The following is a 21734-nucleotide window of genomic DNA, read 5'->3' as shown; positions in this document are numbered from 1 at the left end:
TCCGTTGAAAACTCGTCTGTTCTGCATGCCATCCTCATAAGCAGCACTTACACTTTTTAATAGCTTAAAAAATCATCCAGCTAGCCGCTAAAACATTGGGTTTTAGGCTTTTTGCTAACTCCCTAATCCCCCTGTGGGCTAGGTGAACCCCTCTCCAAGTTCTTCGATTGCCATTGCTATGCTACCGCACTTTCTACTTTCCTTTGCCATCAGTCTTTACGCTATAGGAATCACAAGAGCTATGCCTCTTAAGTGCTTTTTAGGAGCCTAAGCTTTATAGCTCTTAAAGGTTGAAAAGCAATTCTTGCTTACACTTTTTATCATTTAAGCTGCCACGCCCCTTTTTATTTAAATAAAGCCACCCCGATTAAGAATTACTTGCAAATAATTTTTTAAGATCGTATAAGCTTATTATTTATTAAATTTCTTTAAAACCTTATTAGTTTTTATTATGGTTACCATGCTTTTATTATTGATTGGAAGTTTGCTGTCTTTGCCTTTGCAAGCGAGTCAAACTCTCCATAAGGAGATTGATCAAAAAGAATGGCAGGGAAGAAACATTGAATGGGAACAAACAGGCCTTACTCCCTTTAATGAACTCATCGTCTCCTGGGACGCTCAACGACCTAAATATGGCTATTATTTAATTAAGGTTAGCTTATTAACAGACAATAAATGGTCCCCCTGGCTCAACTATGCTTATTGGGGATCCTCTCACCAATACACCTTTAACTGTCATCCTAGAAATTCTTCATGTAAAACTTATCAGGATGTGGCTGAGCCATTAGGCAAGAAAAAAGCTACAGGCTTTAAAATTAGAGTGGATTGCAGCGAAAGCTCTCTACTGAAAAACATGCGTACGCTACATGCCAGTTTCACTAATATTCAAGAGCATAAGGTTAGTTTTGATTTAGCCGCACATCATTCTATTAATCTAAATGTTAAGGGATTGTCTCAAGTTACATTGCCTGATGAACGCCATATGAGACTTTGTTCGCCTACCTCAACAACAGCTGTAATTAATTATTTGTCACCAGGTCTCCATCTATCCGCTCTAACTTTTGCCGATCATGTTAAAGACTCAGCGTTTGATATTTATGGAAATTGGCTCTTGAATACTGCTGAGGCATCTAATCTTCTCGGCCCCTCATGGCATAGCTATGTCGCCAGGCTAAATAATTTTAATCAAATTATGGAGAATCTTAGCAGAGGCTTTCCCGTGGTAGTGAGTATAAAAGGCCCTTTAATGGGTAGTGCCTCCCCCTATAGCTCGGGCCATTTAATTGTGGTCAAAGGTTATGAAGCAGAAAAGCAGCAAGTACTATGCATGGACCCAGCTTTTCCTACTGATCAAAGCACCCTGGTAAGCTATAATCTCAAAGATTTTCTAGTAGCCTGGAACAGAAGAAAAGGAATAGCTTATTTATTTTATAGATAAACAAGCGATCTAATAAGCCACTTCTTCTAAAATCAATCACCTTATCTACTCATTCAAACATTCTCAGAAAAATAATAATAGGCTTTAAAAAAACTTAGCCTGCATGCCTCACCTTCTGAAAGATCCCCCTATGCTTAGCAAAAAGGGCTTTATAAAGTATGTAAGTGCATAAAGAGTAGATGAAAAACGTATAAATTCGATAAAACCCTTAACCTTTCAAACATACATTAAAAGCTCATTCACGCATTTTCATGGAAAATCGCGCCTACGTTCGTCCGCCCAATGATTTTATTTTCAATTATTTTTCTTGTGAATAATGTAAGTTTATTTCTAATATTTCCTAATATTTTAAGGTCATTTCTAATTGCATGGAATATTATGATGCTTATCTTCAAGGTGCTTGTATGCTATTTACTCGTAACATTTTCTTCTATATATGGTACTTTAACGCTTGAAGAATGTTGTGATCTAGCCCTAAACCATAGCGAGACGCTAACGGTTGCCGAGCTTAAAGCTCTGATTGAGAAAGACCGTACCCGCGAAGCTTACGGCCTACACCTTCCCCAGATGACCGCACAAATAGACTTTCTTACAAAGGGAAATTTGAAGAGGGTGCGGCATCAAGAACGCACGAAAAATGCTCGAGTTTCTCTTGTTATTCCTCTCTACAGCTTTGGGCATTCAACCCACACTATTAATGCTCAGAAAAGTAGAGAAGAGTCATCTTTTATTAAGATGACTACAGCTCGCCAAAAGATTTTACACGCTACCAATCATGCCTATTTTACTTTAGCAGAAGCACAAAAAATTATCTTAATCATTAAAGAATCCATCCGATCTTTAAAAGGTCAATTACGGATCAGCAAAGATTTTGCAGAACAAGGTCTTATTCATGAAAATGAAATTTTAGTAGTAGAATTAGAATTAGCTCTCAGGCAGCAAGATTTATTACAAGCTCAGAGTAACGTATCAATAGCAGCTACCCAACTAAATCGCTTAATTGGATACCCTTTAGATCGGCAAACGGTAGTTATAGATCTACTTGAGCCGATGCCTTACTATGCAAACCTTAACCAGCTATTAGAAGAAGCACGCAGCAATCATCCTCATTTAAAAGCTCTACAAGCAGATATTAAAGCCGCTCGCTCTATCCTTACAGCCGAGAAAGGAAAGCTCTACCCTTCCATTTATGGCTATACGAATTATAGCACCTCCGATAACTATGCTCTCCCCTATAGGCATGGTTTCGATGCGGGCATAGGTATCCACTTATCTCTCTATGATGGGGGAGCTACATGGGCAAAGCTTAGACGCTTAAGAAAAGAGATGCTTGAACTGGAACAGCAATATATCGCTGCAGAAAAAGATATGGAATTATACATACGTACAGCTTTTTTTAGCGTTGAGAATGCCATTCAAAAGATTCCTCTTGCTATGAAAGCTATCCAGGTTGCTGAATACAATCTAAATCTGGTAAAGAACCACTTTGCTGAAGGCCTTATCACCAATGAAGATCTTATGATAGATGAAGAAAAACTGCTACACGCACGCCATAATTATTATCAAACGCTCTGCCAATATTATAAAGCTAAAGCCGATCTGGCTTATGCTGTCGGCCTCAATTTTTTATAAGCAAGGAAGTAAGCATGATGAGAAATAAATTTGTTCATTTTCTTTTTGTGACATTAATAATTCAAGGTGCCTTAAGAGGAGAAGAAATCTGCGCGATAGGACATATACAGCCTTCTTCTAAAAGCTTAATAGGAGCCCAGGTATCAGGAAGAGTGGAAAAAGTTTTAGTCGAAGTGGGAGACAAAGTAGTAAAAAACCAGCCTCTAGTTCAACTAGATAGAAATTATTACGAGATAGAATTAGCGCTAAAAACAGCGGCATTAGAAGGAGCTAAAGTGGAGCTTTCTGATGCCGAGAAAAATTTTCTCCGCATGCAAAAGCTATGGGAAAGACCAGATGGACAATTACCTTCTATCCCTTTAAAAAAATATGAAGAAGCCAAAAGCAAATACGATCATTCTCTTATCCATGTAAAACAATTTCAAGAAGACTTAAAGCGTACTCAGTTATATTGGGAAGAAACTACCATTAAGGCTCCTTTTGAAGGAATTATTACAAAAAAACTTGTAGATGTAGGGGAATACATTACCGTGCAACCCGTCACCAGCATGGTTGAAATCCAAGCTTTAAATCCTCTTTATCTTGAATTTTCTATTCCGCAAGTGTATGCATCCACCCTAAGCTTGGGTACTCCCGTTAGCTTTGAAATTGATGGAACCCATCTAGATTACCCTCACGCTCAAATAGACCTTTTTTATCCAAACCTAGACGAAACTACACATTCATTGCGGTGTCGCGCCATCATTGATAACCGTGATTATAAAATTCGTCCCGGATCTCTTGCCCGAGTAATCATTAAAGCAGGTCAAGTAGCAAATAACCTTTAATTTGAGGAAAACAAACCGTGATTTTGTCTGACCTATCGATCAAGCGACCCACTTTTATTTCTATGATTACCTTTGGCTTAGTAATTTTTGGGTTACTTGCCTATAAAGAGCTGGGCGTGGATCTTTATCCTAAAATCGACTTTCCCATCATCACCATTATCTCATCTCTTCCCGGTGCCGACCCTGAAAGCATAGAAAAAACAGTAACCGAGGTTATCGAAGAAGGCGTCGCTACCCTTAACTCTATTAAGCATCTTCGTTCAACTAGCGCTGAAGGGGTATCCCAGATAGTGGTAGAATTCGATTTAGAAAAAAATATTGATATTGCCTATCAAGAAATACAAGCTAAGTTAGGGGCAATTAGAAAAGAGCTACCAAGCGATCTTCAAGAGATAGTGATAGGAAAATTTGATATTGATTCCGCTCCTATTATGGCTCTCCTTGTTTCTGGAGATTTACCTATTCAGCAATTATCTTACCTTGCAGATAAGAGCATAAAAGATAGGCTTCAACAAGTTTCCGGAGTAGGTCAAATTAAACTTATTGGTAAACAAGAACGTACCATTTGGATCTCCTTGGACCCTTATAAAATGGAAGGATTTTCTGTCACCGTGCAAGATATTTCTAATGCCCTTAAAGCCCAACATATTGAGCTGCCAGGCGGGCGTATATCTTCTTCTTCGCACGAATTGGCTGTTAAAACAAAGGCTGAGTGGGAAGAGATAAAAAATTTGAAGGATATTGTTGTTGCTTACCGCCATGGTTATCCTGTGACACTTACTGATATAGGACATATTGAAGATGGGTGGGAAGAGCCAAGAACTTTAGCTAGATTAAATCATCAACAAGCTATTGCTCTTCTTATTACAAGGCAATCTGGCACAAATACAGTGAATGTAGCCCAGGCTCTTAAAAAAACTATTGAAGAGATCCGGCAAGAGCTAAGACCTCAAGGCATTAATGTAGAGATTGCGCAAGATCTGTCCATCTTTATTGAACATTCTATGGAAGATATTAATTTTCACCTAATATTTGGAGGCCTATTAGCAGTCATCATCGTTTTCTTATTCCTAAGAGACTTAAAGATTACAATGATTAGCGCTTTAGCAATTCCCATCAGCGTTATTTCAACTTTTATTCTTTTACGTATGGTAGGCTTTACACTAAACAATATGACCATGCTAGCTCTGTCTTTATCGATTGGAATTTTAATAGATGATGCTATCGTAGTCGTAGAAAATATCTATCGCCATTTAAAAAGGGGGAAATCTGCTAAAGAAGCTGCAGCGATAGGTACTCAAGAGATTGGATTAGCTGCTTTTGCTATTACAATGTCTATCGTTGCTGTATTTTTGCCTGTGGCCTTTATGAAAGGCATTATTGGCCGCTTTTTCTACCAATTTGGTATCACCGTAACCTTTGCTGTTTTAATTAGCCTTTTTGTTGCCTTCACTCTCACCCCCATGCTTGCTTCTCGTTTTCTTACTCTACACATATCCACAGGCAAGCTAGCATTAGGGATAGAAAGAGCTCTTGATAGCTTAGACAGAGTTTATACAAACCTTTTATCGAAAGCTCTCAAGTACAGTAAGACCACTCTTCTGCTAGCCATTAGCTTACTTATAGGCACTTTATTTTTAGGAAAATACCTTCGCTCTGAATTTATTCCTTTAGAAGATCGCAGTGAGTTTTTTATCAAAGTCAACGTTCCTTTAGGTTCCTCATTAGCCGTGACGGATGAGGCCATAAGAAAAATCCTTCAAGATATTTCTCCGCAACCATGGGTTAAATATACTTTCACTACTATAGGAAGCGATAGTTTTAATAGAGTAAATGAAGGCACTGTATATGTCAAAATGACAGATAAAGAAAGCCGCTCTTTAAGCCAAGCAGAAGCGATGAAGTTTGCTCGTGAGAAATTGTCTTCTTTACCTCATATTATAACAAGTATAGAACCTGTTCCCGCTATAGCGGGGGGTGGTCGAAGAAATGCTGCCATTCAACTAGATATCAAAGGGGCAAACCTTGAAAAGATTGACCAGATTGCTAATCAGATCAAAAATCATTTAGAAGAAACTCCTGGTTATGTGGATGTAGACACATCCTATGAAAAAGGCAAACCTGAGATCGAAATTTCTATTAAGCGTGATGAAGCAACTGCTCTAGGGGTCCTACCTATCTTTATCGCTCAGGAAATTAAAGCTCTCGTTGGCGGCTTAGAGGTCAGCAAATTCCGTAGCAATGGAGAGCGTTATAATATCAGCTTGCGGCTAAATGAAGAATTCCGTAGCAAACCTCAAGATATCCTCCAGCTTTCTGTAAAAAATAGTAAAGGAAATTTAATCAAACTAAGCAGCCTAGTCAATATTAAAGAAAAGCGTGGGCCTGTCCAGATTAATCGTTATAATCGGGCAAGATTTATTTCGGTTTTTAGTAACCTACAAGAAGGAAAAAAAGTTCTTGGCGAGGCCATTAACGAAATAAATAGTTTTATATCCCAGATAAAAATGCCTTTAGGCTACCGTACAAGTTTTTCAGGCGCTGCAGAATCGATGAAAGAATCTTTTCAGCATTTAATTTTGGCTTTGCTACTGGCCGTAGTCATTACCTATATGGTTCTCGCTTCTCAATTTGAGAGTTTTGTACAACCCTTAGTTATCATGCTATCGCTTCCCTTCTCTATCATAGGAGCCTTAGGAATACTGCTCATAACGGATATGACCCTAAGCATCTTTACAATTATAGGCATTATCATGTTGCTAGGATTGGTAACAAAAAATGCCATTTTACTTGTTGACTATATCAACACTTTAAGAACACGCGATGGTATGGATAGAAGAGAAGCTATAATGCTAGCGGGTCCTACTCGGTTACGCCCTATTCTAATGACAACCTTGGCCATGATTTTTGGAATGCTACCTATTGCTTTTGGCCATGGGCCTGGCTCTGAATCTCAAGCTCCTATGGCGATGGCTATCATTGGCGGCCTTTCAACCTCTATGCTACTCACCCTGATTATAGTGCCCATTGCTTATTTGATTGCCGAAGATCTACCTGAAAAGACAAGCCAGCTTTTTAAGAAACTTTGTAAACGCAAAACTCGCTCAGCAAAAAGCTCTTAAACAAGGATCTATGTATACTTACTCCTTTAATACTACTTAGGAAAATAAAATCTACCTTACTCCCATATCTTATCTCTGCAGAAAGATTGATAAGCTGGTGTATGCTTTAAAAAAACCGCCATGGATTGATGTCTAGAACAACGTGAGTTAGCGGATAAGGAAATAGCTAAAAAAAAGGTTGTCTCATGATTTTAAAAATGTTTTTTCGAAAAAATTTTTAAGTATAGTAGTGACGTTGTGGCATAAATGTTAAGAAGCGTATGCAATATGAGTACTCTTTAATACATATGAGCTACAAAATATAGTTTGCAAAAACAAAATTATACTCAACCATCAAAAAAAGCTTGCTTACCACATACATAATCGGCCCGATTATAACAAAATTTTAAAGCAAAAAAGGAAGTATAAATTCATGCCGGATGTAGCTATTAAAGGACGGGAGAGAAAATAAAAGTACAGGAAAGAAGGGACTTTCAAAATCCCCCCCCTTGAAGCTAGCTTATATACCTTGATGATTAAAGCTGCTTATGATTTATCCATTTCACGCTCTTCTAATGATACCAAAGCTGCCAAAGAGTGTAAAAGCTGCTTGTGGGGATGGCCCTCATGATAAACAAGCTTTCTATTGATCATCTTATGGTCGGCTATAGGCTTTATTACCTATCCGATTTAAACCTTGTATCTTGCACATCCCCCCTACCTTTTCACTCTAAGGACCTGTTTATTCCCCTGTAGGAGATAATATGACCAGCAGGCTATCATCGGTTTTTGCTACGTTTTTAGGATCCCTAATTTGCTGCTTTACCATTTCTAATTTTTCCTCTAGCTCTTTTAGCTGGGCTTTCCAAGCATTAGCGTTTTCTTCCTCTGAAGAACTGTTTATCTTATTGTGAATTTCTATTATCTGCTGCTGTAAATCTCTTGCTTGTGTAACCACTTGATGTTGAGGGTCTGTGATAAACTTAATATAATTATTTAGACGCTGGGCAATTTTCTCGTTATCGATAGAGGTGTCTATTACCTCATCTTTTGTAAATTCCTTTAAATCCTCTGCTGTTGGCAAAGTAGGAGGATCTTTATCTAGCCAGGGCTGCCCCTCACTTTTTAACTCTTCTAAAGATTGGTCAAATTTCGAACTAAAGATAATGAGAGGGAGAATCACTTCTAGTTGCCTTTTTACCTCTGCTGCCCCCTCTTCAGGAGAAAGCCCTTCTAGGTTTCCTGCATAAATATTATCTGCAAGGCCATCGCTGGCTAAGATAACGACATCATCATGATTTACTTCTGCCGAAAAAGTTGAAATTTTCTCTAAATCACTTTTTTGCATTTCCCCTACTTGAAGGGCCCCTCCCGAATCTGCATGATCCATAGGATTCTGTTTAGTAATCGTGTTGAGCTGCTTTGCGGTGCCTTGAGCACGATTGACACTAACAGCTATTGTGTCCCCAATGGCCCCTCCATTGACTAGATAAATATCCCTACGATCAGGAATATCCGAAAAAGTTGCAAATACAGCTGTAGCTGCCTTTGCATAAGTATTATCATCTACCTTGACAGATTTTGAGGCGTTTACAAAAACTTCTTTCGTTAGCTCTTCTAATGCAGTTGGCTCAAGGTTTTTGTTAAAGCTGCCCTTTCTTATGAATGCTTCCATGCTTTTAGTAAAAGCTTGGGCCGCTTTCATTACATATTCACCTGAGGAAGAACCATCACAAACTATCCCGTAATTTTTTCCATCCACCTGCCCTGCTGCCCCTCTATCCATGTTTCTAAAAATTTGTTCAGTTGGGGAGCCTTTAACCTTATATTCATTAACAGGAACTGTACTCTCATGATACATCACCCGTGACTTATCTGAGGATAGCTTTAACCCTTGCGAGCCGTTATCCTCATTTGTTCCTATTTTTTTAAAATAAATGTCTTGTGTGTATTCTTGATCTTTTGCACTCAGGCTATTGAAAAAATTTTCATACGCCTGTTCAGCTTTAACGGTTATAGAAAATCCAAAAGTTTTACTAAAAAGATGTTGGATCTGTCTTAGAATTCCTCCTTTTTTGATTTCTTGGCGATGCTGCTCAATCGCTGTCTTTAAATCAGCTAAAATTTTTGGATGCTTCTCTTTATCTTCGGTACGGATAGAAAGATTAGCTCGATTAAGAACTTCTCTAAGCTTTTCACGATTAGGGGTTTGTTGTGGTACTGTTGTTCGGATTACTGCTGTGTTAATAGAACTTCTTTGATCCGTAGCTTTTGGTGTTACTTCTATATTTTTTTGCAACTGACTAGTTCTTACTATCACTTGAGGATGGGTAAGAGAAGTGCCGGGAATTGCTTGAGGATTAGAAGAGGAGCTTTTCTGAACCTCTTGTTGATTATAGAGACGATTGGTTTGCCAATTATTATGGATAGGGGATTTTTCTTTATTGAAGATATTCATATTCTCCTCCTAAATGCTATCACTTAATCATCTTATAAATAAAATTTTTTAATAATTATGCAATAACCATGCCATCCCTTAATAATTCTATTAACCAGGAAGAAGCTTAAGTAGAAAAGCCTGGTAAAAATCTTCTGATTTCATTTTTTTATTATTTGAAGGAAGTTTACTAGCATATTTTTGTCTGATTATTTAGGATGAATTTTATAACTAATACTTGCGAGGTTTGCTGTGCTTGAAATAGCTGATATTGAAAGATTTCTTGGAGCTGAAGCTGATTCTTTACTCCACTACCAATGTAAAAAAGTTTCCAAAGAGGCACTTCATTTGCCTGGGCCAGAGTGGCTAAGTAAAATTCATGGTGTTAGTGATCGTCCCATACGCGTGCTTGCTAGCCTTCAAGCGCTCTTTAATCATGGGCGCTTAGGAGGAACAGGATATCTTTCTATCCTTCCTGTTGATCAGGGTATCGAACATTCAGCAGGCGCTACTTTTGCTCCTAACCCTATCTATTTTGACCCGCAAAATATTATGAAATTAGCTTTAGAAAGCGGCTGTAATGCGGTAGCCTCCACCTTAGAAACATTAGGGCTTGTCGCACGAAAATATGCACATCGCCTTCCTTTTATAGCAAAAATCAATCATAATGAGCTTCTTAGCTATCCTAACCGATATGACCAAATTCTTTTCGGAAATGTTAAGCAAGCCTGGAATATGGGAGCAATGGCTGTAGGTGCCACCATTTATTTTGGTGCCCCAGAAAGTCATCGTCAGATTAAGGAAATTAGCGAGGCTTTTTCACAGGCGCATGAGCTAGGAATGGCTACCATTCTTTGGTGTTATCTACGTAACCCAGCTTTTAAAGTCGATGGTATAGATTACCATGAGAGTGCTGATCTCACAGGCCAGGCCAATCATCTAGGAGCAACCATTGGAGCAGATATTGTAAAACAAAAACTACCTCTTAATAATGGTGGCTATAAAGCTCTAAATAAAGATAAGAAAGGCAGCTACGGTAAATATGCTGAAGCTATGTATACAGACCTTTGTACTGACCACCCTATCGATCTTTGCCGTTATCAAGTATTAAATGGCTATAGTGGTCGCGTGGGGCTTATCAATTCAGGAGGAGCTTCTCTAGGGCAAAAAAACTTGGAAGAAGCGGTTCGTACAGCTGTCATTAACAAAAGAGCCGGAGGAATGGGCTTAATCAGTGGACGTAAAACTTTTCAGTGCCCTCTTGACGAAGGCATAAAAATCTTCCATGCCATACAAGATGTCTATCTAAACAAAGCTATTACTATTGCCTAGCAAAGAGTTTAAAAAAGATCATGAAAAATTTAAGTTATCGAAAAGGCTAAAAGATAAAAAGATATTTAATAGTTTGCACCCTCATAAACCTTAAAGAGATAAGCATCAAAGAAGATTAGAAAAGGATTGGATGGAGCTAAATTTGCGCTACGAAAAATTTTTTAGCGAATTGGCTTTCAATAAACTCTGCTTATTAATGAAAAGTCTATGGCTTTTTATGCATAGACTTCTCCCACATGTTTTGATAGGCAAGTTGATTAGTATCGCCTAATTTGATTACAAATTTTTGAGTTTTTTCAGCTTTTTATCCGCTCTTTAAGTAAATCTACATGATAAATAAAGAGCTTTTAAGAGGAAAAAAGCCTTTATTATATAGTCTGATGCGGTAAAAAAATTATGCCCACCCTTTTGATCTCCTTACTCATCTCCTCTTTACTTTGCAATCTAGTTTTTAAAATCCATGACGCATAAAAAACTAGCCAAAAGCTTAAAAAACTACATTTCTCTAAAAAGCTTAAAGGTTGGATTTATATCTAGTTTTATCGACACTCGATGCTTAAGCTCATTAGCAAGAAGAGCTGTAGCCTAATAAAATTATTAGTGAATTGCCTTCAAAGAGTAAAAGAATTTAGAGTTAGATTATGTGATTAAATGCCTATTAACGCAGATTTTCGATCTAATTTATCTACTTTTATAATCATTAAGCCTTTACGCATTAATATCTTAAGTATTTAATCTTGCACAATTGAGCTTTAAAATGCAAAATGCAGTTTTATGGAGAGAATGGAGAGGGTATGAAGCTTGCGCAGATAGCATGGATAGCTTTTTTCTGGATGGGTGTAGTATGGAGTGAAGTGAATGTCAGCGATGCCTCGAAGATGAATTTTTTGGCCGAGCCTCAAAAACTTACCCTTCCTTATGGGTTACCTGAAATTCCTTGGCCTAAAGATAATCCATACCATGCAAAAAAAGCAGAGTTAGGACGGCTTTTATATTTTGATACTAGGCTCTCTTCAGATGGAACTGTTTCCTGTGCAAGCTGCCATGCGCCCTCTGAAGGTTTTTCAGACCGCAGACCTGTATCTATAGGAATTAAAGGACGGTACGGCAGCCGCCACTCCATGACCATTATCAATTCAGCCTATCAACCTTTACTATTTTGGGACGGTAGAGCTAAAACGCTTGAAGAACAAAGTAAAGGGCCTATTGCCAATCCTAAAGAAATGACTTTAGCAGATAACCCTCATGAGGCCCATTGGCAATGCCAAGAACGTGTAAAAAACATTGCGGGCTATCGCCTTCTGTTTAAAAAAGTCTTCAACAATGAAGAGTGTACAATAGATGATATTGCCAAAGCCCTCTCTACATTTGAACGGACCCTCTTATCGGGAAATTCGCCTTATGACCGCTACATTAAAGGTGACAAATCAGCCATGAGTACTGAGCAAGTGAATGGTTATCAAGTATTCTTATCAAAAGGATGCATTGATTGTCATCATGGGGTTAATTTTAGCAGCGGAGATTTTGCTAACATTGGGATAGGGATGGCTTCTTCTAAGCCAGACTTAGGACGGTATGAAATAACAAAAAAAGATAAAGATTGGGGAGCTTTTAAAGTGCCTATCCTCAGAGAAATAGTTAGCAATCACCCTTATATGCACGATGGAAGCCTCAAGACCCTAGAGGAAGTGATTGAGTATTATGATAAAGGAGGCACGCCTAATCCTAACCTGCATCCTTTGATGAAGCCCTTGCAGCTTAAAGAAGAAGAAAAGAAAGCTCTCCTTAGTTTCTTAAAAGCCCTCGATGGTGAAGGTTGGCAACACATTCAAGCGCCTTCGACTTTTCCTCAATAATAATGTTTCTAGGAGCCTGCTTTGAGAAGTTCAATAAGGCAAAAATATTGAAAAAATTTAGTTGATTTATTCGGTCCTCCAATAATAAAAAATGATTAAAAAGGTTATAAGCATGAGCAAGCCAAAAGTTGTAATTGTGGGAGGAGGATTTGGTGGCCTTAATGCTGCTAAAGCTTTAAAAAAAGCAGCAGTAGAGGTCTTACTACTTGATAAAACTAATCACCACCTTTTCCAACCCCTTTTATACCAAGTGGCCAGTGCTGCACTATCGCCAGCTAATATTGCTTCACCTATTCGTACCATCTTCTCTAAACAAGAGAACGTAACAGTGCTTTTAGCCAACATTACCGCCGTAGATAAAGAAAAAAAAGTAGTAATAGCAGAGAATGGGGAAACTTACCATTATGACTATTTAATCCTTGCTCCAGGCTCTCAGCATACCTATTTTGGACATGCAGAATGGGAAGCATTTGCCCCTGGCTTAAAAACTTTGCAAGATGCCATAAGAATTAGAGAACGCATTCTTTTAAGCTTTGAAAGAGCCGAAAGATGCACCAAACCTGAGGAAACCTTAAAATTTTTACAATTCGTAATTGTAGGTGCAGGTCCTACAGGAGTAGAAATGGCAGGAGCCATTGCTGAAATTGCTCATACCTCTTTAATCCATAATTTTCGTCATATTAACCCTGAGCACGCACGTGTTTATTTGATTGAAGGCTCTGAACAAATACTCTCTAGCTTCCCTAAAGATTTAGCCGAAAAAGCAGCTAAAGATTTAAGAAAGCTGGGAGTAGAAATAATTTTAAAAACCAGGGTAACAGAAATAACTTCTGAAGGAGTAAGAATAGGAGATAAGTTTATCGACAGCCGTAATGTCATTTGGGCGGCTGGTAACCAAACTTCTCCTTTATTGGATACATTAGAAGTCGCGCAAGATCATTCCGGACGAATACATGTCAACAATGATTTATCCGTTCCTGGTTATCCCGAGATATTTGTGATTGGCGATGCTGCTTTTCTCTTAGATACAGCAGGTCTTCCTTTGCCGGGTATAGCTCCTGTTGCTATTCAACAAAGCCATTACGTGGCCAGGCTAATAAAAAAGAATATTTGTGGCAAACAAAGAAAGCCTTTCAAGTACTTCGATAAAGGAATGATGGCAACCATTGGAAAAGCAAAAGCCGTAGCCGTAGTAGGAAAATTAAAAATCTCAGGCTTTATTGCCTGGCTAGCATGGTGTTTTATCCATATCCATTTCCTTATCAGCTTCGCCAATCGATTAGTAGTCATGCTCAACTGGTTTTATTTATATTGTCGTAATCAGCGGTGCATACGGCTTATTACTCGTCCCCTAACTGATAAAGATGAACCGATCCGTTGATAAAAACTTTAAATTTTAAATAAAACTGCAGGAATAAATAGAAGCGCATTTATCTTTGTTTTAAAAACAATGGTGCCAGACAGAGTTGTGCTGTGTTACAGGCCTACTAAAAAGCTTCCTTAAACAGTAATTCCATAAGTGTTTTATGCACTATGATGCATTTCAGTAGACGGCTAGCTTTTTGCAAGAGATGCCTTTCAAAAAGTTCATATTTTTAAAAGCTTTTACATACAAAATATGAAATTTCGCCTCTTTTAATTTATGACATAGTAAAGAGAAAAAAGTTAGAACTACCAAAAAATCATTATATGTTAATGTCAGCTTCGCTAAGAACTTAATTTCAAGAGTCATGTATTCCTTCTTTTAAGGCATCCCAGCATTCGCCGATTAACTACCTAATCGCTGCAACCTCTGCTATTTTTTCTAAGGTAGTTTATCGGCCTAAAAGCTATATAATACGCGAGCAAGCTGGCATTTCCCACTTAACAGAAGCCAGAATGTCTATTCTTTGCAATGGCTAGGAGGATCTTCAAAGTAAAGCTAAAATCTCATTTTTAAATTAGCTCAACCACTTGCCTTTTCCTTGTGCTATCAAGCCATTTTAAGAGAATCAGCTTACTTTCATACGACATCTCGAACAAGCAATTTAAGAGCTTTGAGTACGTTATTAATTTCAATGGTTGTAGGGTGGTGGATACCATATGTCACAATACTACTACGTAGTGCTTTCTTTGCATACTCTGCTGCTAGTTTTAAGTTTCCTTGCTTGTGGTAGATCGCACAGAGATTATTGTAATTACTTATCACATTTGGATGATTTTCGCCATCTATCTCGAGATCAATTCTAAGCACTTTCTCTGCACACTCTGCCGCTAGCTGAAAGTTTCCTTGCTGTTGGTAGATCGTTCCTAGGTTATTGTAATCGATGGCTACAGCTTCATGAGTTTCACCAAATATAGTAAGGTCAATTTCAAGCGCTTTCTTTGCATACTCTGCTGCTAGTTTTAACTTTCCTAACTCTCTATATATCGTTCCCAGGTTACCATAGCATGTTGCTGCAGTCGCATCATAGCTTTCACCCAGCACCTTCTCATTAATCTCACAAGCCTTTTTGGTATACTTAGCTGCCTGCTCTAAAAGCCCTTGATCTTGGAGAATCTGAGCTAAATTAGTGTATGAAACAGCAATTTCACGATGCTTCTCCCCATAAAACCTAAGTTTAATTTTAAGGTCTTTTTCAGCATATGTAGCGGCCATTTCTAGAGATTCTTTATCTTTATAGATTTTTATTAACTTTTCATAGATTTTTACTAGCTGGTTGTAATTAGTTCTTGCACTATGTTGAAATTCACCATGTAGATTGTAGTGGACCTCAAGGCCATTTCCAATGTATTCAGCTGCTTGTACTAAATTCTTCTGTAATTCAAAATAGAGGCCCAAATGATAGTAATCTCTTTCAACGTTTGGATGATTTTCCCCTGAAATTTTTTTATCAATTTCGAGGGCTTGTTTAGCATAATCAACAGCTTGATTTAAGTGTCCTTGTTCTTTGTAGAGTGTTGCTAGGTTATTGTAACCTACTGCTACGTTACAATGATCTTCTCCATGTAGCCTGCGATGGAGCACAAGAGCCTTCATGTAGTGCTCAGCTGCTTGTCCTAAGATTCCTTGCTCCTGATAAATCTTTCCTAGATTATTATAATTCATTGCCACAGACGGATGAATTTCTCCATATAGCTTAAAGTTAATTTCTAAAGCTTTTTTCACTAGCTTGATTGCTGTCTCAAAATCTTTTTGTTCATGGCAGATCATTCCTAAATTTTCGTATTCGATTGCTACTTGTGAGTGATTTTCTCCATACAGCTTGATATCTATTTCTAACGCCTTTTTGATTAAGTGAGTAGCTTCTTCCAAATTTCCTTGTTCTTGGTAGGCCATTCCCAGATTAGTATAATCCCTTGCCAATCGTGGGTGATTCTCACCAAAACACTCAAGTTCAATTGTTAGCACTTTCTTAGCATACTTCACTGCTTTATCTAAATTTCCTTTTTGTTGGTAAATTGCTCCTAAAATATTGTAACCGTCTGCTAGGCTCCAATGATTCTTTCCCAACAACTCACGGGAAATTTTAATTCCCTGCCTGGCATTCTCCTCAGCTTTCTTTAAATTACCTTTGTTTTTGTTGATTGATGCTAAGCTATAATAACTTCTTACTAGATTTGCATTTTGACAATAATAATCCATTAAGTTAAGACAATTTTTATTCAAGCAATCATGATTAATTTCGATTGCTTGGCTAATGTATGCAGCCGCCTTTTCTAAATTGCCTTGCTCATGATAAAGGGCTCCTAAAGCATTTAGTATTTGAGGATTTTCCGAATCTTCTTGTACTGCTTTATTATACCACTCTAAGGCTTCCTTATGCTGAAAAAACCTTAAAGCTATGTTTCCTTGGGTCTGAGATGAGTTATCATCTAATGTGGAAGATTTAAGCCTTTCTTTCCTACCAGCTAAATATTCGTCGATAGCTTGATAAAAAGGAATGAAAATGCGATAAATTTTTTTTTTAGGTCTTCTAATGCATGAGATTCTAAAGCAAACTGCTTTTTAATAAGGTCTGGATCATCAAAGCCAAAAGGTATAATCAGCGGATTCATCATCTCTTTTTGCGCTTCATAGTGGGAATAGGTCTTAAGGCGCATAAATAGCGCTGTACTCATCCAATCCTTTAACTTTTCAGCTGCGCTATCCGTTATAATCCCTTGCTTGTATAGCTGTTCGATCCTACCGAAAGTATCAGAGGCTACTATTTTTTTAAGAAGAGCTAGTCGGTCCATGGCTAGATGAGGAAATCGATACAAATCATTTTTAACCTTAAAAAGCATACCTTGTTTTTCTAAATGACCCATACCTGGGTCAAAAGATGCCATATCCTCTTTAACTAAATGAACCTTAGCTAAGTATTGACGAAGATTACGGCATTGTTGGTAAGGCGTATTGAGCTTTTCTTGAATTTTTTGCTTATATTGAGCAGTTAATTCGGAATTACCTAACAGATGGGTAAAGTTCAGAAGCTCCATGGGAAGATGAGGCTCTTTGTCATGCCACCATTTACCCTGCTCATCCTGCGCAATATATTGAGCCATCTTCTCGGGAGCTTGAATAAGCTTAAATGTTTGACGATTGCCAAAGGGAGTTTTACAACCTTTTCCTTTCGCTCCTTCACCATCAAAAGCAAAACCTCTAGGGGTGACACTATCAAAAAAGCCAGCCTTTATTATACAGGGAATATTTAAAGCAGGAAGAATCGTCTCTCCTAAGTTAATAACCCTCAGGTGAATTAGATTGGTCAGGCGCTTAAAGTACTCTCTATTGTCTTCACTATCCCCCTGGATAAGAATACCAAATTCTAAATCGGAATAAGGAGTCATTTCTTCTCTAGCCAGGGAACCAAAGCCTATCATAGCATATTCGCAGGGAGCAGCTCCTAAAGTATCAATACTCTGTTCGACCAGAATTTTAAAGAAATCTTTCATCCCTTGAGTAATTTCCTTGTAAAGATCTCTTACTTCCTCAGATGAGGGATTTGAGCCAAGAGCTTGAATTTTTTTCTCTATTTCCTCTCTAAGCTTTTTTAATACTTGGCGATTAGCTTCAAATTGCTTCCTCATTTGCTCAAGGCTTATAGGTTTTCCATTGCATAGTTCAGTAAGTAGGCTTTGAACCTTAAAAAGCTTTTTTTTAATTATTTCCTGTCTATCTTCTGAAAATAGTTGTAAAGCGTAATTGTAAAGACCCGCAGCTTGAAGAAATGTCTCTGACGTTCTTTTTGCCTAATTTTTCTATAAAAGAAGCTACTTTTATAAGTTCTTCCTTTTGAATAGCGCGTTTTAAAGCTTGCGTGTAAGCTTCTTCCTCATCTAAGAAACTGCCTTTAATTTGCTGTTTCCATTCTTTACATACTAACTTGGCTTGGCACAAATCTAGTAGTTCTAATTCTTTGAATATCTTTAAGGCAATTTCCGCATAGATTGAACGCGTTCTTTTATGATTAGGTGCTTTATCTTCTATCTGTTCAAATGTAGGAAAAATATAAGGGTATCCAAGAGAAATTTCTGAACTCATAAATTTATCCTTTTTAGCTAATTTTGAAGGTGCATCCTGGTATAACACGAAACTTGCAAATAGGAATACAAAATTTCCAGCTCTTGAGAGCTTAATGGGCTAAAAATTAATTAAAAGAAAAAAAATTTATTCTTGTATTCTATAAATTTTTAGAATTTATAAAACATTATGCCTTTCATTGAATAAGCTAGAGCTTGGGACTAACCAGAAAATAAAAATTTTCATGGGATTTTTAGAGAACATGAAAAAAAAATTATATATAAAAATTTTTAAGATGATGCATTGCATCCTCCATAAAAGCATCTAAATGGTTAAATTGCGAAGTTAACATGTGTTGGCGATAGCTTGATAGCTGCGGGTTGGCTTTGTATAGAAAACTTAGTAATTGCTTCATCTTATTAATTTTATTGCGAACGGGGCTTGTTAAAGGTATTTCCGATAAGTAAGTTCTGAGATAAGTATCTAAAGAATCCCATGTGGGTATAAAAGCCTTCCCTGAAAAATAAGCACGTATTTGATGAAAGATAAATGGGTTAATTACGCTTCCTCGCCCCACCATGAGGGCATCACAGTGGGTTGCTTTCAACATGCGCACAGCATCTTCTACACACAAAATATCTCCATTACCCACTACGGGAATTTTCAAAATAGATTTCGCTTCTGCAATCAAATCCCACCGCGCAGGAGGTCCATATCCCTCTACTTTAGTGCGAGGATGTAAAGTAATAAAACACGCCCCACTTTCTTGTGCGGCAAGTAAATTTTCTTTAAAAAGAGAAGTGTCTTCATATCCTGAACGCATTTTAACCGTCACGGGAACCTTTACAGCTTTTACTAAAGCCCTTGCAACTTCATAAAGATGCCGAGGTTCTTTTAGTAGACTTGAACCTGCACCTCTGCCTGTCACTTTATTAGAAGGGCACCCACAGTTTAAATCTATGCGAGGTGCTCCCCTGCGAGCTATCTCTAGCGCCATTTCTGCCATTAAGTTAGGTTCTGATCCCATCAATTGAGCTGCTAAAGGAATAGGAGAGATTTCATGAGAGTCATAAACTTTAGCTAAGCTTGGCGCATGAGCATTGCTCGGCACCCGAATAAATTCAGTAACACCCTCATCGAATCCCCCTATGGTCGCCATTGCTTTACGAAAGCAGCGGTCTCCTACTCCTTCCATGGGAGCAAGAAAAAGATAAGGACACCCAAAGGCGTCTTTCGAAAGTAAATGCATGATGGTTGATGCCTTTAGCTTGCTTAATTGCAGAGTCTATATTTTTTAGATATCAAAGCTTAAGCGTTAGGCTTATTTATCTATAGTTAGTAAGATTTTTTCTTATATTTAATAATTTTTCTAAGCATTAAACGAGTGACTGCAACCTAATTTTCAAGGAACAAGGCCAAAAGCAATAAAAAAGATTCTCGTAATCACAGGCAAATAAACCTGCTACCTAGAATTAAAAGTAGGGATTAAAAATGCACATTTGGTAGTAAAATTTCTAGAGAATTTACAAGAAAGATGCCTAGCTATGAAAAGCAGGTAAGATTTATTCCTACCAACACGTAAACTTTATGAATATTTCTCCTTAATTAAACCCAAAGTTTAGTGCTCTAATGAAAAAAATTTAAGAGTAAAAAAGAGATCTTGCTTGCTGAAGAACGGCATGATGCCGCTCTTCTATTCATCAATTATTTTTCTTCTTCATCCTCTTCAATATCTTCTAATTCATCCTCATCTAATTCCTCAAAGTCTGCTTCTCCGAATAAAGAATTAAATAAATTGATATAAGCCAAAAATTTTACATTGCTAGCAAGATCTTTTTTCTCTGGATTACTCTTACGTTTAACGATTTCTTCCTGGATCACTTTAATGACCTCTAGGATAACATCATCCTCATCTTCTCCAGCTTCTTCAGTAATTATCTCCTGCTTGAGTTCTTCTAAATCAGCTGAAAATTGGTCTAAATCCAACAAATTTAAAGATTCTATATCTGTAATCATAATTTTTAATCCTTTTGGGTTAAGGGGTAGAATAACATTATGACAGTATCGGCTTCATCTACGCAAGCAAGATTTTCATCTTAAAAGAAATTCCTTCTCCTAGTAATATAGGTTCCTTATAAATATTTTTGGAGACATCTTATGTCACATCCTCAGCACTCTAGCAAAGTAGTTTTTAAAGGTGCCAATTTTCTACCTCTTCTTATTGCTTGCACAGTGGGTGCATGTATAAGATTTGCTCCCTCGCCTGTAGGAGTTGAGCCTAAAGCTTGGCAACTGTTAGCCATTTTTTCCGCTCTGATTGTAGGATTAATAGGAAAAGCACTGCCCATGGGAGCCATTTCTTTCTTAGCTCTGGCTACTCTTATTGTCACTCAGACACTTACTTTGAAGGAGGCTTTAAGCGGGTTTTCCCATCCTATCATTTGGCTTGTTGTAGCTGCCTTCCTTATCTCCAAAAGTTTTATTAAAACAAAACTGGGCATGCGTTTAGCCTACCTATTGGTGGCTTTTTTAGGAAAAAAAACTTTAGGGTTAGGATACGGGGTAGCTTTTACCGAACTTATCTTGGCTCCTGCTATTCCTAGTAATACAGCACGGGCGGGAGGCATCATTTTTCCTATCGTTAGAGCGTTAGCTGTTAGTTTTGGAAGCTCGCCTGAGCGCCATTCTCAACGCCTCATAGGAAGCTATCTTATCCTTACCGCCTACTATTGCAATTTAATCACTAGCACCATGTTTATTACCGCCATGGCAGCAAATCCTCTCATCGTAGCAGTACTGCTTAACCATAATATCCCCATTACCTGGGGCCAATGGGCCTTAGCCGCCAGCCTCCCAGGAGTATTAAGTTTAATTGCCATTCCCTATCTTGTGCATAAATTATATCCTCCAGAAATTAAAGAAACCCCTGAAGCTAAAGATTTAGCTATCAGGAATCTTCAGCAAATGGGTCCTATGTCAAAATATGAATGGATTACTTTAGTGGTGTTTTTCTTGTTAATTGTTTTATGGATTTGCGGAGAAGCCTATCTTAGCATAGATAGTACGACAGTGGCCTTCTTAGGAATATGCATTTTACTTTTAACAGGTGTACTTACTTGGGAAGATATTAAGAGAGAACATGAGGCTTGGGATACGCTGATTTGGTTTTCTACGCTAGTGATGATAGCCACTTATTTAAATAACTTTGGATTAATTGGTTGGATGAGCAGCCACCTTCGTGCCATGATGACAAACACTTCCTGGTACTGGGCATGGCCCATTTTGGTGCTTTCCTATTTTTATAGTCATTATCTTTTTGCTAGCAATACCGCTCATGTTAGCTCTATGTATGCGGCTTTTCTGACTGTCGGCCTTCATCTACATATTCCCCCTTATCTTATAGCTCTTTCACTTGCCTTTTCTAGCAGCTTGTTCGCCTGCCTTACCCATTATGGAACGGGATCAGCACCTATTTTATTTGGATCTGAATATGTAAATCTTAAAACTTGGTGGAAAATGGGATTTGTAATGAGTTTTATCTTTTTGATTATCTGGATAGGCATAGGGTGTCTGTGGTGGAAAATTCTGCACCTATGGTAGGCACACTTACCTTCACCTTGCTTTGC

14 protein-coding genes and 1 pseudogene are annotated in these 21734 nt (G+C 37.8%); 8 read left to right on the top strand and 7 right to left on the bottom strand.

Annotated features, from left to right (window positions below):
* Positions 1 to 451 precede the first annotated feature (451 nt).
* From NEOC95_RS08665 to NEOC95_RS08650, 4 genes are all read left to right on the top strand, one after another.
* A complete protein-coding gene (locus NEOC95_RS08665; protein ID WP_213152522.1) occupies positions 452 to 1438 on the top strand; it encodes a C39 family peptidase in 987 nt (328 codons plus the stop codon).
* Positions 1439 to 1816: 378 nt separating this feature from the next.
* Positions 1817 to 3070, top strand: coding sequence for a TolC family protein (locus NEOC95_RS08660; RefSeq protein ID WP_213152521.1), 1254 nt, complete (start codon positions 1817 to 1819; stop codon positions 3068 to 3070).
* A 14-nt stretch (positions 3071 to 3084) separates the two neighbouring features.
* A complete protein-coding gene (locus NEOC95_RS08655) occupies positions 3085 to 3897 on the top strand; it encodes an efflux RND transporter periplasmic adaptor subunit (RefSeq protein ID WP_213152520.1) in 813 nt (270 codons plus the stop codon).
* Between the two features lie 17 nt (positions 3898 to 3914).
* Positions 3915 to 7019: an efflux RND transporter permease subunit gene (locus NEOC95_RS08650; RefSeq protein ID WP_213152519.1), complete on the top strand. Its 3105-nt coding sequence runs from the start codon at positions 3915 to 3917 to the stop codon at positions 7017 to 7019.
* 721 nt (positions 7020 to 7740) lie between these two features.
* Here the strand turns inward: NEOC95_RS08650 and NEOC95_RS08645 are convergent.
* The gene (locus tag NEOC95_RS08645; RefSeq protein WP_213152518.1) at positions 7741 to 9456 is read right to left on the bottom strand and encodes a PP2C family serine/threonine-protein phosphatase; all 1716 of its coding nucleotides are present in this window, start codon (positions 9454 to 9456) and stop codon (positions 7741 to 7743) included.
* Between the two features lie 231 nt (positions 9457 to 9687).
* Between NEOC95_RS08645 and NEOC95_RS08640 the strand changes: the two genes are divergently transcribed.
* The 3 genes from NEOC95_RS08640 (at position 9688) to NEOC95_RS08630 (ending at position 14004) form a co-directional block, all read left to right on the top strand.
* Entirely contained in the window at positions 9688 to 10767 is a 1080-nt protein-coding gene (locus tag NEOC95_RS08640; protein ID WP_213152517.1) for a class I fructose-bisphosphate aldolase, read from the top strand.
* Positions 10768 to 11531: 764 nt separating this feature from the next.
* Positions 11532 to 12623: a cytochrome-c peroxidase gene (locus NEOC95_RS08635; RefSeq protein ID WP_249270213.1), complete on the top strand. Its 1092-nt coding sequence runs from the start codon at positions 11532 to 11534 to the stop codon at positions 12621 to 12623.
* Between the two features lie 112 nt (positions 12624 to 12735).
* Positions 12736 to 14004 (top strand): NAD(P)/FAD-dependent oxidoreductase, encoded by a 1269-nt coding sequence (locus NEOC95_RS08630; protein ID WP_213152516.1) that lies wholly within the window; start codon positions 12736 to 12738, stop codon positions 14002 to 14004.
* 621 nt (positions 14005 to 14625) lie between these two features.
* On the opposite strand, the gene NEOC95_RS08625 is transcribed toward NEOC95_RS08630, so the two are convergent.
* The 6 genes and pseudogenes from NEOC95_RS08625 to NEOC95_RS08600 all read right to left on the bottom strand — a co-directional run bounded on the left by NEOC95_RS08625 (position 14626) and on the right by NEOC95_RS08600 (position 20124).
* Positions 14626 to 16272: a tetratricopeptide repeat protein gene (locus NEOC95_RS08625; protein ID WP_213152515.1), complete on the bottom strand. Its 1647-nt coding sequence runs from the start codon at positions 16270 to 16272 to the stop codon at positions 14626 to 14628.
* 15 nt (positions 16273 to 16287) lie between these two features.
* Positions 16288 to 16449 (bottom strand): annotated as a pseudogene (locus tag NEOC95_RS09900) (tetratricopeptide repeat protein); the annotation flags it as partial.
* A 65-nt stretch (positions 16450 to 16514) separates the two neighbouring features.
* On the bottom strand, positions 16515 to 17675 hold the full coding sequence (locus NEOC95_RS08615; RefSeq protein WP_213152514.1) for a DUF294 nucleotidyltransferase-like domain-containing protein: 1161 nt from the start codon (positions 17673 to 17675) through the stop codon (positions 16515 to 16517).
* 85 nt (positions 17676 to 17760) lie between these two features.
* A complete protein-coding gene (locus NEOC95_RS08610) occupies positions 17761 to 18129 on the bottom strand; it encodes an F-box-like domain-containing protein (protein WP_213152513.1) in 369 nt (122 codons plus the stop codon).
* A 253-nt stretch (positions 18130 to 18382) separates the two neighbouring features.
* Positions 18383 to 19357 (bottom strand): tRNA dihydrouridine synthase, encoded by a 975-nt coding sequence (locus NEOC95_RS08605; RefSeq protein WP_213152512.1) that lies wholly within the window; start codon positions 19355 to 19357, stop codon positions 18383 to 18385.
* A gap of 455 nt (positions 19358 to 19812) precedes the next feature.
* A complete protein-coding gene (locus NEOC95_RS08600; protein ID WP_166155618.1) occupies positions 19813 to 20124 on the bottom strand; it encodes a hypothetical protein in 312 nt (103 codons plus the stop codon).
* A gap of 141 nt (positions 20125 to 20265) precedes the next feature.
* On the opposite strand from NEOC95_RS08600, the gene NEOC95_RS08595 reads away from it, so the two are divergent.
* Positions 20266 to 21708 carry an anion permease gene (locus NEOC95_RS08595; RefSeq protein WP_213152511.1) on the top strand — a complete coding sequence of 481 codons (1443 nt, stop codon included), beginning with the start codon at positions 20266 to 20268 and terminating at the stop codon, positions 21706 to 21708.
* Positions 21709 to 21734 lie beyond the last annotated feature (26 nt).

This window comes from Neochlamydia sp. AcF95 (assembly GCF_018342455.1).
GTDB lineage: Bacteria > Chlamydiota > Chlamydiia > Chlamydiales > Parachlamydiaceae > Neochlamydia.
This window is presented reverse-complemented; position numbering and strand designations above follow the sequence as displayed.

Bases quoted from the DNA above. Each gene is read 5' to 3' on its own strand.
- NEOC95_RS08610 (WP_213152513.1), bottom strand. From the start codon at position 18,129: ATGAGTTCAGAAATTTCTCTTGGATACCCTTATATTTTTCCTACATTT.
- NEOC95_RS08595 (WP_213152511.1), top strand. From the start codon at position 20,266: ATGTCACATCCTCAGCACTCTAGCAAAGTAGTTTTTAAAGGTGCCAAT.
- NEOC95_RS08600 (WP_166155618.1), bottom strand. From the start codon at position 20,124: ATGATTACAGATATAGAATCTTTAAATTTGTTGGATTTAGACCAATTT.
- NEOC95_RS08655 (WP_213152520.1), top strand. From the start codon at position 3,085: ATGATGAGAAATAAATTTGTTCATTTTCTTTTTGTGACATTAATAATT.
- NEOC95_RS08660 (WP_213152521.1), top strand. From the start codon at position 1,817: ATGATGCTTATCTTCAAGGTGCTTGTATGCTATTTACTCGTAACATTT.
- NEOC95_RS08605 (WP_213152512.1), bottom strand. From the start codon at position 19,357: ATGCATTTACTTTCGAAAGACGCCTTTGGGTGTCCTTATCTTTTTCTT.
- NEOC95_RS08635 (WP_249270213.1), top strand. From the start codon at position 11,532: ATGCAGTTTTATGGAGAGAATGGAGAGGGTATGAAGCTTGCGCAGATA.
- NEOC95_RS08665 (WP_213152522.1), top strand. From the start codon at position 452: ATGGTTACCATGCTTTTATTATTGATTGGAAGTTTGCTGTCTTTGCCT.
- NEOC95_RS08615 (WP_213152514.1), bottom strand. From the start codon at position 17,675: ATGAGGAAGCAATTTGAAGCTAATCGCCAAGTATTAAAAAAGCTTAGA.
- NEOC95_RS08630 (WP_213152516.1), top strand. From the start codon at position 12,736: ATGAGCAAGCCAAAAGTTGTAATTGTGGGAGGAGGATTTGGTGGCCTT.
- NEOC95_RS08645 (WP_213152518.1), bottom strand. From the start codon at position 9,456: ATGAATATCTTCAATAAAGAAAAATCCCCTATCCATAATAATTGGCAA.